Below are 12,185 nucleotides of genomic sequence, written 5' to 3' on the forward strand. Positions count from 1 at the left end.
CTCCCGAGGGGAGGTCTTTCTAATTGTCTCGACTAGTTGAATCGTAGCATCAAGGCGATTTCAAATTGGAGAATCTGCCTCAGGTGCGGAGTTTCGTCATCCAGCTTTTCGTGAATCTGGCGGTATTCAATATAGGAGCTCATGGAAGCCATCTTATTGAACTGGTAACTTGCTGCCGGACGCAGGAACCATTCGTGAGTTCTAGACGGAACCGTACGATCGGTCAAGCTAAGCTTCGGATTGTAAACCGTAACTTGCTGCTTATCCTCGCCCTTGACACCGGAATCAAAAGTCCACTGCCTAAAGATGCCATCGGTACCGCTGTCCTTGTTCCACATATCATAGCCTTCGTCAGGATCGTATTCCTTACGGATGGTTTTCTTGTAGTCATAGCCCGCTGTAAACTTCAGGTCTATGCTGTTCTTGAACTTGAAGAACCACTTGAAGAACTTTACGGCCTTGTCAAGCTTCAGCGGGTAGGTCACAGTCACGTCGTCACCGATATTGAAGGCGAAGTCGTTGTACAGCGAAGTATGGATCCAGGGAGTATTCCAGAAGTACTCGGAAGTATCGCGGCTATTGCCGACGGAATCAGGCCATGCAGTACTGTTGATTACTTCTTCCTTCGGGCGGCGATCCGTATCGTCAATCTTCATGCGGACCGCATTTTCAATGCGCATGTTGTTCTGCAGCAAGAAGGTAATGCGGACCAGCGGGTTGAAATTGATCGTCTGACTCCAGGAATCTTCAGCACTCTGGAAAGGGTGTACCGTCGTGGTGTAGGTGTATTCAAAGCGATGGTTCGTAGAAACACTGCGGAAGCCATTCAAGAAACTGACTCGCTGGGCAAAGTTCGGAACATTGACGCCAATGCCAATCTTGGGCCATACGGTGGTGGTATCAATGTACAACGGGTACTCACGAGACTGGGAGAAATCTTCCTTCCACTGCAAATCACCGGTAACGCCGATATCCCAAATAGGCAGTGTAATGCCGGTACCCATCTGGAACTGGCGAGACACAGAATGACGGAAGTTACCCTGGTACACAAGGGTATCAACATGATGGTTGCGGTACTGGGCAAAATGACGGTAATCATCGCGATGGTCCAAGCCCATGTCACCAGAAACAATGTTGTAGAGGCCTCGATTACGATAACCGTTGCCTAGACCAAGGCCGTACAGATAATACTGCATCGGGGTAACGCCTTGTTCTTCATAAAGCTGTGCCAGGGTGAAGTTTTCGCCCACCGTATTGGTACTTGCGTTCCAGTTAAAGCGAATTTCACGCCACTTGATCTTGTCAAGGGCTCGAGCAACCATGGATTCCTTGCCGAAGCTCCGCACGAAATCCAGGATCTTAAAGGTCGGAGAAAATTCAAAGCGGTTGGTCTGGGAAATAGTCCAGTAGTTCTTCTCAATGGTTGTTTCATCCCTAAAGTCAAAATCGTTGGGGATAGTCTTCTGCTGGTTAAAGTCGGAACTAAACGTAGAGTTAAAGGGGATAAACGGAATCAGGCGAGGATTGAAACCAAGTCTGAACTGTTGAGAACGGGCTCGTTCGTTACGGAGAATACCATAGGAACGGCCGTATTCCCTATGACCAACGCTATCAACCTTATAGAACGTAGTACTGTCGTAGAGAATTTCGTAGGAATCCGGATCCAGCATGTCAATGGGCAGCGTATCACCATTGGCCGAAATCTTCGGGATGGTATCGTACGGAATAGCCACAATACTATCAGCAGACACATAAACCTTGCGGTCGGTATGGTCGAAGTCAAAGATGTAATCGTTGGCGAAGAGGCCGCCATCTCGAGAAGTAAAGAAGTTTTCCTTTACGAAGCCTTCCCTATCGCCACCGCCGTACATATCACGCTTAATGTTCAAGGAGTAGCTTGTTGTCAAGAAGGACAAGATATTCCAACGCATGTTCAGCTTGTGGTTCAATTCGGTCGTGTAGGTAACAACCTTGTCTACCTGAGGTTCAACAAAGTCCGGATCACGGCTCTGGTTCACATAGCGAACATAGTTCAAGTCAAACAGAGTAAGGTCGAAAGTCTGGGGCCAAGGTTCAAATTCAGTTCTAGAAATATCCTTAAGCCAGTCATATTTCTTCAAGCCGTCGAGGGGTTTGAACTTAAAGAGGCTAAAGGTACCCAGCTTATATTCCAGGATGGTGTGGTAAGAGTAAGTCGAGTCAGATGCTGTTGTGGCACGGCCTTCGGATTCCGTGTAGGAGTAACTTACTGCAGGACGTTCCAGGAACATCTGAGAAAGCACTTCGCCAACAGCGGTCTCGCTGGCCTTGTAATCCTTACGGTAGCTGATGCCGAAGTTCTTCTCGCGAACGTAGGACTGGTAACCCTTGGACTCAGCATCGTCACGAAGAGCCTGTTCTTCCTTGTCCGTCTCGACACTCAATTCCTGCTGGAACATGTCTCCGGTCAAGTCAACAAAGCTGCTCTTCTTCAAAAGCACATCATCCGTAGGCTTCATGTAGGGGCGCTTGGTGGAGCTATGGTAGCCTAAGGAAAGAGGAATATGGAAACCAGCGCTATCATTCAGGAACTTATTCAAGTTCATGGTGAAGTCGCCAGCAATATCCAACTGAGAAGCAGCCTCGGAAGTTCTCGGCTTGGGAGAGCCATTGGATGTAGAAAGCGTAGCAAAGTCACCATCCTGATAGCGGACCGTTCCGGACAGCGAGATAAAGTCAGAGAAGTTCACCTGGCCAGCAACACGGGCTGCATAGCCCCAGTCCGTATCCATGTCGGAAAGGCGCAGGTCGTTCAGCCAGAAGGTACCCTTCAGGTCATCGGCAGAGGCGCTGGAATCCGCAATAATGACAAAGCGCATCCAGTCGATGCTGGTAACAGAGGGATTACCAACAAGGCGAAGCTTTTCTTCACGGTCACCACCGAGGTCCTTTTCTACAGCCTTTATGAAAGGCGGACGGCGTCCACGCTTCAAGTCGGTAAAGTCAGCAACATTCAGTGCAAATGCATTGTCAAGCCAGTTCTGTTCGTGGCAATCCTGTTCGCGAGCGCAATCGTTTCTCAGGTTGACCGGGCGGAAACTCCATTCGTAGTAGTCATTGGAGCCTTCCAGGGAACCTTCACCGAACTGGATTGCAAAGCGAATCGGAACATTGTCCGCCTTGGTCTCGTAATGGATTTCCATCTTCACAGACTTATAGCTGGAGAAATCCTTCTTGTCGGTTTCAAAGATTCTTGTAACACCAACTTCCTGGCCCGGACTCATGTTGTGGTAATCCAGGACAAGGGCGGTTTCCTTCAGAGGGGCGTTGGAATCGGAATCACGCTCTGTGGTGGTATTCGGAGACTTATGATACTTGTTCTTGTCTTCACGGTTATTAATGGTGGAGACGCTGATGAAAGTCGTATCCTTGGAGCTGACGGACTCGGATACCTGAGTTTCCACGCCGTTCACTTCTACGATCTGGGAATTTTCTGTAGAAGAAGTACGGTAGTAATCCGCGACAGTGGTTTCCTCCCAGGAATTTCCAACAACAGCCAGATGGACAATCTGGGCCTTGGCTTCGGCCACACCAGAAGTAAGCTTACCCATCCAAAGTCTTGTATACTGGGCTTCGGCAAGAATAGTCAAATAATCGCTACCCATTGCAGAAACTATGGTATCATACTGATTCAAAGGAATACGCCACTTGCGCCAGCCATTCTTCAAAACTTCAAAGTTAACCTGGTCCGTATCAGACAAGTCAATGCGGTAACGGACAAAGCTGATATCCGTATCCAAGGAACCGTTCTTATTGATATCTTCGGTATCGTAGGTTCGTTCACCGGAGTTGTTTTCAGTACCGTTGATATATATGGGAGGATCGCTTTCGTCGTCAAGGTCGTCATTGAAATTATCGCGAGCAATATCCGTAGTAGAAGCATCGGAATTCAATGTGTTATAGATGGTGGATACACATCCAGAAATTCGGCAGTCCCAAACCTGACGAGTTTCATCAGAACCGGAAACCCCATCCAAGCCCTTGTCGTGAAGTGCCGTGGTCGTACCAAGATCATTTTCACCATCGTAACGACCGTTAGGAGCATAACCGTTAATGGAAAGGTCTTCACTGACAAGACCAAGATCCAGATAGATGGAACCCACGTTACCGCGAGCAACAACTTCGATATACTTCATGTCGCTCAGATCCTGGTAATAGGAACTGTTCGGACGCATCACGCCACCCCAGGAGTTTCCAGACAGATTGTCGTTCGCCCTAAGGGTCATCTTCAAAACGGTCAAGTGCTGGTTGTCCACATCGGAATTACCGACACCCGGATAGATGTTCTTATAAAGTTCAGTATTGTTGCTGTGCCAAATGAATTCACCCTGATGACGGTAGTCAAGGTTCTCGATGTAAGTGGACGGCACATCTTCCACGCCACCCGGAGGGGACGCATGGTACCAAGAAAGCCTAGACAAGGAATAAGTCAAACCGGACTGGGTAGATTCGAAATCTTCCACCAAGGCAGACTTGGCATCGCTCGTATTTGCATTATGGTGACTTGCGGCAAATTCTGCTTCAAAGCGCCAGCTGGAAGGATCCGTCGCGTTGATTCCCGGAATGGCGTTCACCAGTTCGGTCAAGGCGCGCACCGTATCCTGCAAACGCAGGTTCATACCCCAGAGGAAGCTGGAGTAGGGTTCGTTACCCAGGGTCGGAGTCTTTGCCGTCGTACTCTGGCTCTTGTAGAGAGCGGTAATACCGAAGACAGAACCGGCGCCCATGCCATACAGGTCAAGGGGAAGCTCAGCACGGGCACCAAGCAACAGCTTGTTGTCGATAGAGAAGAACGGTTCGCATTCGTAACTGACCTTGATTTCCTTGTTGGGATCAAGAGCTCGTTCACTCAAAAGTTCAATCTGGCCCAGTTCATAGTTGACTTCGTAGTCCGTTCCGCGGATCAAGGTCGTAGAGCCTGCAGTAACCTTTTCGGTTCCCGGAGAAATATCCATACAGGAACTACCGTTGACGGAATAGCTGGAATTGGGATCGCGAACGCTAATCATGGAGTTGCGGCGTTTACCCACAGATTCAAAATAGAAGCGGCTTGTATAGCGAGACAAGTTGTAGACAGGCAGCGTATAAAGCTGAGCCATGGCCGCAGAAGAGTCAAGGTTACGCAAGGGTTCCAAGCAGTTCTGGGTAGCACGTTCCAAAGCCCTTGGACCATCGTACTCTTTCAACTGCTTACAGGGCAGCCACATTTCACCCGTATAGGAACCAGCCGGAGTCTTGGTAAAGATGGTTGCATCGTTCACCATCGGGCTTCCGGTACTCTTGTCCACAAGGCCCAGGGAATCCAGGTAAGTGCCTGCAATACCAGACTTGTTCTTCATGCGCAAGATATAGTTGGAAGCGCTAGCATCGGAAATACCGACAGAGTAGACATTTCGAAGCATCAACTGGTCGATGTCTACCAACTCAGAAAGGGTTGCGTCCCACTGAATAAGGACAACCTTTGCACCATCACGAACCGTGGTTGTGTTTCCACGACCGGAGCCATCGCCACTCCAGCTTGCAGCCACCAAGGTGTTGCGATTCACACCGTTAATTTTCACAATACCCGTCTTGGCATCATAGGTAAATTCCGTGGAAGGAATTTCAACCATACGTTCCACAAGCTTTTCGATGATCTTGCCCGAAGGGGTCTTATAGACCACAGTCACATTGTCAATAACGCCCGTCGTGGTGTTCGTGGCGCCACGCTTATAAAGCTTCAGGTTTGTCGCAGGATAGTTGGAGGTAGAACGCCCACCAATATGGGCCTTAATGTATTCCGTCCTGGCATCATGGTTCAGGAAGTAGTAACGATAGGCAATGAACTGCTTATCCAGCACCTGGAATTCAGAGGTGGACTCGCTGGCCTTAAGAGTATAGTCTTCCTGTTCACCCCCATCCTGGGAAGCAATGGTTGTCAGGCGCCAGTCACCCAATTTCCAGTCAGCCTTGATACCGAACAGGCCCTGGTGGTTTTCGGAATAACCGGTAAGTTCCGTACCCGTTAAAGCAAGATTCGTGGTACCAGCTTCCACACGCTGCAGAATGTAGTCCTCGAACTCGTCCTTGTAGGATTCCTCGTAAACAACGCGGACCTGATTCTGGGCCCCAAGGCCTTCTTCCACATTGTTGATTTCAACAGTGATGTAGGGGCCAATCTTACCCTTCACCATAAAGTTGGGAGTATAGTTCAAGGTGGGGCTGGGCCAAAGGCTCGTCTTGGTACTGCCTTCGGCATCGTCCTTTTCGCCATAGCCCTTCAAACGGATGTCCATGGTACCCTGAAGCATCAGCTTCGGCTTATCCAGCCCAAAGTCACGCATCCAGGCCGGCATGGTCACAGGGATAGTAATGTCGAATACGGAACCCGTTTCCGGTGTCTCATAGCCTTCGTTAGCCTGACCTACAAGACCATTCAACCACAGGCTTCTACGGCCGGTGTTGTACATGTCGTTCACGTAATCCGTAAGTTCCGGGTAATGAGCAGTCCACAAGGTGGTCGTGTCGCGAGAAACAGAGTTCACGTGCTTTTCGCTAATGTCCATTTCACGGGTTGCCACATCAATGTCATGGCTAAAGACCTGGCCCTTGGAGTTGTTCATCAACCTTGGAGAAGAGCCTACACCACCAAAGGGAAGCATTCCACTTAGGGGATCTACAGAAGGCGGCAGCGAGATATACTGGTAAGTAGGCTGCCATTCCGTTTCCGCAGGGTCTGCAGAGGCTACGGTCACAGATTCGTCAGAGGGCGTAGCCGGCGGTGCCGGAGGAGGCTCGACAGAGGAAGAACTTTGCGGGATTTCTACGGATGAACTGACAGGTGCGGGAGCGGGTTCAGCAGGAGCAGGCTCAACAGGTGCGGGCTCAGCAGGAACTTGTTCGGCAGAAGCGGTTTCCTCGACCTTCGGGGTTTCTGCAACAGGAGCTTCAGAAGATGCAGCAGAAGATTCCTCCGCGGCTTCTGTAGGAGCAGATTCTGCAGTCGCCGTCTCTGTTGGTGCAGGCGCAACGGTAGCCGCAGAATCAACGGATTCCGGTTCTGCAGGAACAGAATTTGCCACAGAAGCGGAATCACTCTGTGACCAGGCGAATCCTGCGGCAAAGGCTACTCCAAGAGCAAGCCACCAATGTTTAAAACCTTCAAACGACACGTAATCTCAGTTCAAAAAAGCCTAACAATCCCTAGACAATTATCCACCATACAAAATACTGAATTTCAAGTCAAAAAATCCAGTTTCAAAGGGCGGATACGCCTAGAATTTGCGGGAAATTAGCAAAATATTCCAAAGAAAAATGGATTATTCCATCAAGCAAGCCTTTTTACGCCCCATTTTTCGTTCCAAGCACTAAACAAGTGTTTAGAACAAACTAATAAACACCGAAAGGAATCCTTTTATACGTAAAAAAGCACTTGGCTTTATACCAAGTGCTTTTTTGAAAATTATTCTGTAAAAATTACAGCGGAATATTAGCGTGTTTCTTCCAAAGGCGCTTCTGATCCTTAGTCTTCAGAGCGTCAAAGGCGCCAACGAGACGCTTACGTACGTCTTCCGGCTTGATGACTTCGTCAACCACGCCCATGGCAGCGGCAACGTAGGGGTTCATCAATTCTTCTTCGTACTTGGCGATGCAAGCGGCACGAGCAGCAACCGGATCCGGTGCAGCAGAGATTTCCTTCTTGTTGATGATTTCAACAGCACCTTCTGCACCCATCACAGCCACCTGGGCAATAGGCAGAGCAAAGACGTAGTCTGCGCCCACATCCTTGGAGTTCATGGCGATGTAAGCACCACCGAAGGCCTTACGGAGAATGAGGGTCACCTTAGGCACGGTTGCTTCGGCGAAGGCGTACAGGAGCTTTGCACCATGGCGGATAATGCCGGAGTATTCCTGCTTGCTACCAGGCATGTAACCCGGAACGTCTACGAGAGCCAGCAGCGGAATGTTGAAGGCGTCGCAGAAGCGAACGAAGCGGCCAGCCTTGGAGGAACCGTCTACGTCGAGGGAGCCGGCGAGAACCTTGGGCTGGTTAGCAACGATACCGATGACTTCACCGTTCAGGCGGGCAAAGCCGATTACAACGTTCTTGCCCCAGTCCTTCTGGACTTCGAAGAAACTGTCGGAGTCAGCGAAAGCAGCGATCACGGCGCTAACGTCGTAAGCCTGCTTGTAGTTATCCGGAACGATGTCCTGGATAGTGGAGCTCTTGTCTTCAACAGCTTCGCAGGTTGCTTCCTGCTTATTGAGGAACTTCTTGAAGAGTTTCTTGATGCCGTTTTCATCCGCCTTTTCTTCCAGCTGTTCTGCAGCAGGAACGGGCTTGCACTTGTTACCCTGAGGCAGGTAGGAAAGGAGCTTGCGGACGCCTTCCAAGGTCTGCTTGTCGTCATCGAACATGAAGTGAGCCACACCGGACTTTGCGGTATGCACAGGAGCACCACCCAGTTCTGCAGCAGTGATGTTTTCGCCCATGACCTGCTTAACAACAGCGGGACCAGTGAGGAACATCTGGGAAGTGGACTTGGTCATGAAGATAAAGTCAGACAGAGCCGGAGAATAGCAGGCGCCACCAGCGCAGGGGCCCATGATCACGGCAATCTGAGGAATCACGCCAGAAGCCCAGACGTTACGGGCCATGATGGCACTATAGCCAGCCAGGGAGAACACACCTTCGTCGATACGAGCTCCACCGGAGTCGTTCATGGCGACAAAGGGGCAACCGGCTTCAACAGCCATGTCCATGACGCGGCAAATCTTTTCAGCATGGCACTGACCGAGAGCGCCACCGCCAACAGTAAAGTCCTGAGAGGAAGCAAAGACCAGACGGCCATTCACCTTGCCGTAACCGGTAACCACGCCGTCACCCAGGACGACCTTGCTTTCCTTGAGAACGCGGTTGCTGGACTTGCGAAGAGCGCCAACTTCCACGAAAGTACCTGCGTCGAACAGCATTTCCATGCGTTCGCGGGCAGTGCACTTGCCGGACTGGTGCTGCTTATCGATACGGGCAGCGCCACCAGCAGCCTGAGCCTGGCTCAGATACTCATTCAGTCTGTTAAGATGTTTTTCGTTCCACATACTGTAAGAACCCCTTGTGTAAAATTTTCGCAAACAAAGATAAAAAACGCAGTAAAAGCGGTCAACTTATATTGGTTAAATTATTGCGTATAAGTAAGTTGGTAGAAAATTGTAAACAAGAAAGGCTCCCGGCAATTCGCCAGGAGCCTTTTGCAAAAGCAGTCTTCTTAAATAAAGGCTTCGATACCTTCGCGGCACTTTTCCCACTGCTTGTTCTTCTTGCACAGAAGGTCAAGCATCTTTTCGTAGGTAGCCGTGTTGGAGAAGCCCTTCCACAGGCGACGTTCCACAGATTCACCGCTATCCTTGTCGATGGTGGTGATGGTGTCGTAGTAGTTGGAGTTATCCTTGAATTCGCTGATGAGGATGCCCTTCAGGTCTTCGGTATAGATTTTGGCGGCATACTTCAAGATGGATTCGTTGAAGTTCAGTTCGTTTTCAACCAGCCAATCGAAGTCCTGGATCGGATCGCCGTAGATGAGCCAGTGCTTGAGGGCGAGAGCCACAACCAGGTCCTTGACGGCGCTGCGGAAGATGAACTTGTCTTCGAGACGGCCGTTCCAGGTGATGCGGGTCAGCGGATTATCGTCGTTAGCTTCGATGGACACGCCCTTACCCGGGGTAACCTTGCGGATCTTGATGGGAAGGCGAGAAAGGAGCTGCCAAGCCTTGGTGAAGGCGATGGTCTTGCGGACGAAATCGCGTTCCTTTTCGGGAGCAACACGTTCGAATGCGCCGAAGCAACGCTGGTACAGGGTTTCCTTATCGAAAATGCAATCGGAAGAACGGCATTCGCTGAGCTTGCCATCCATCATGAAGAGGGTCTTTGCAAGTTCGGGGCGCATACGGACTTCCAGCTTACGGGTACGAGCCTTCAGGCGGACACCGTCCTTGTAAACGTAGGTAAAGCCTTCTTCCTGGTAACGCTGCCAAATGAAGAACTGCAGGTCGTCGGCAGCACGCAGATGATAGCTGAACACCGGGTTCTGACGGTTGTTGGCCATGGTCACCTGGTTCAGGAAGCTGTCGGAACCCTGGTAGGGAACCACAACCTTAACGAGAACCTGGGGGTTCACCGGCTTCTTGCTCTTCTTGGCATACTGTTCGTAGGTAAAGAGAGACTGGGCACCGTTAATAATCTTGGGACGTTCGATGAGCAAGACCTTCTTGCCGTCGCGTTCCTTAAGACGCAGGTCATCGCCAGTGAGGGTCATACCGTTGTGGAGGAACGGGAAATCGTCCACATTCACATTCTGGTCATCGTTACGTTCCATGGTCTGGAAAGCGTCGATGAGGGCTGCGTTGGTGTGAGTCAGGTTACCGAGGTAGGTACGGATGTTACTGGAGACGATAGCCATGTTGTGCTTGGTCTTCAGGCGCTTACCCAGGTTAACGTGATAGTCAAAAATAGTGCGGATGGGGCAGAAACCGAGGAAAAGTTCGCCGTGGTCGCTGGTCAAGTGCAGCGGTTCGGAATCCATCACGATTTCCAGCTTATCGTCGGCAGAGCGGATATCGCGGGTCAGGTCGTCGTGTTCTGCAATGATTTCCAGCTTGGCCTTGATTTCAGCCTTCCAGAGACCCAGCTTGCGGCGCATATCCTTGAGGGTACGTTCCAATTCGGAATCGGTAATGTCGCGGCTAGAACGGGTACGGAGAACGGTGATTTCGAGGGTTTCCATGTAGGGACGGCTTGCCGGAGCGTCATCGTCTTCTTCTTCGGCGTCGTCGGAAATCTTGTTTACGGCCCAGGGGTCAGCTTCTTCGCGGAGAGACATGAAGAACGGGTTCGTGGGGTCGCTAGTACGGAAAACAGCGATCTGCAACTGCTTCAAGTCGGAATTCAGGTGAGAAACAACCTTTTCGAGGGGGGTGTCTTCATCAAGGAAAATGAAGAATTCCATGAAGCCCTGGGTGTACTGGAAACCGTGGAAGCAACCATTTTCGTCTAGATTTAGGTGTCTGAGTGCCTTAATGCGATCTGTAGGATCATTCGGGTTAAGGCTCAAAAGGTTAGCCACAAAGGCAAGACGACGTTCCTGCGATTTCGTTAATTCCATTTTTTTCCTCGAATCTAATAGCCAAAAGTCGGGAGCATAGCCTGCTCCTTCCCCTGTACCATATTTACATTATAAAAATAGTTTCAATTTGGACTATTTGAGTACAAAAAACTTAAACTTTTTAATTTTTTTTTCGATTTAGCCCGTTTATTAGTGAACATTTGCGCAATTTTTAAACTTTTCACCTTTTTTCCCCATGTTTTTCATCTTTTCAAATTAAAAATGCTATGATTTACACCATAGGAGTATCGTTATGAATTTGCTAGATGTAATTGCAAAAGCCAAGGCTGAAAAAGCAACAACACTGGACCTTTCCCAGCAGAACCTCCGTCTCCTCCCGCAGGAACTTTTCGAACTGGAATCCCTGGAGGAACTGATCCTTGACCGTAATATGTTGGTGGAACTCCCCGACGACATCGGCAATCTCAAGAATTTGAAAAAACTCTCCGTCAGCGAAAACGACCTGATGGAACTTCCCGAGACTATCGGCGAACTTACCAAGCTGGAACACCTGTACCTAGGTTACAACAGCCTGTCCGAACTTCCGGACTCCGTGGGCAACCTGAAGAACCTCCAGCAGGTAAACATCGCCAAGAACCAGCTTCTTGACCTGACCAACGAAGTAGGCAAGTGGACCAAGGTGACAAAGCTTAGCCTCCACGACAACATGCTGGCAGAAATCCCGGCAACCCTGGGCAAGCTCAAGAAGCTTAAGAAGCTTTACCTGGATAACAACGACCTCTCCAGCATTCCTGCCGCCCTCGGCAAACTGGAATCCCTGGAGATTCTCATGGTATCCGGCAACAACCTGGGCGCAATTCCCTCCGAATTCGGCGACCTGAAGAAGCTGAAGGAACTGGTCCTGGACGCAAACCAGCTGGCCACCCTGCCCGAAAGCCTGGCCGAATGCGAAAGCCTCGAGACAATTTCCGTTATCGAAAACCCCATGGAAGGCGGAATCCCTCGCGTCCTGCAAGACAAGAAGGGCCTGAAAATCGACCAGTAGTT

The 12,185-nt window shown here is 50.1% G+C and carries 4 protein-coding genes; 1 reads left to right on the forward strand and 3 read right to left on the reverse strand.

The window, feature by feature from the left end; genetic code table 11:
• Positions 1–32: 32 nt before the first annotated feature.
• The 3 genes from sprA to MJZ26_00310 form a co-directional block, all read right to left on the reverse strand.
• On the reverse strand, positions 33–7,190 hold the full coding sequence (gene sprA / locus MJZ26_00300) for a cell surface protein SprA (GenBank protein ID MCQ2104206.1): 7,158 nt from the start codon (positions 7,188–7,190) through the stop codon (positions 33–35).
• A 304-nt stretch (positions 7,191–7,494) separates the two neighbouring features.
• Positions 7,495–9,117, reverse strand: coding sequence for an acyl-CoA carboxylase subunit beta (locus MJZ26_00305; GenBank protein MCQ2104207.1), 1,623 nt, complete (start codon positions 9,115–9,117; stop codon positions 7,495–7,497).
• A 167-nt stretch (positions 9,118–9,284) separates the two neighbouring features.
• The gene (locus tag MJZ26_00310; GenBank protein MCQ2104208.1) at positions 9,285–11,177 is read right to left on the reverse strand and encodes an AIPR family protein; all 1,893 of its coding nucleotides are present in this window, start codon (positions 11,175–11,177) and stop codon (positions 9,285–9,287) included.
• 253 nt (positions 11,178–11,430) lie between these two features.
• Between MJZ26_00310 and MJZ26_00315 the strand changes: the two genes are divergently transcribed.
• Positions 11,431–12,183: a leucine-rich repeat domain-containing protein gene (locus tag MJZ26_00315; GenBank protein MCQ2104209.1), complete on the forward strand. Its 753-nt coding sequence runs from the start codon at positions 11,431–11,433 to the stop codon at positions 12,181–12,183.
• Positions 12,184–12,185 lie beyond the last annotated feature (2 nt).

The organism is Fibrobacter sp. (genome assembly GCA_024398965.1).
Lineage (GTDB): Bacteria > Fibrobacterota > Fibrobacteria > Fibrobacterales > Fibrobacteraceae > Fibrobacter.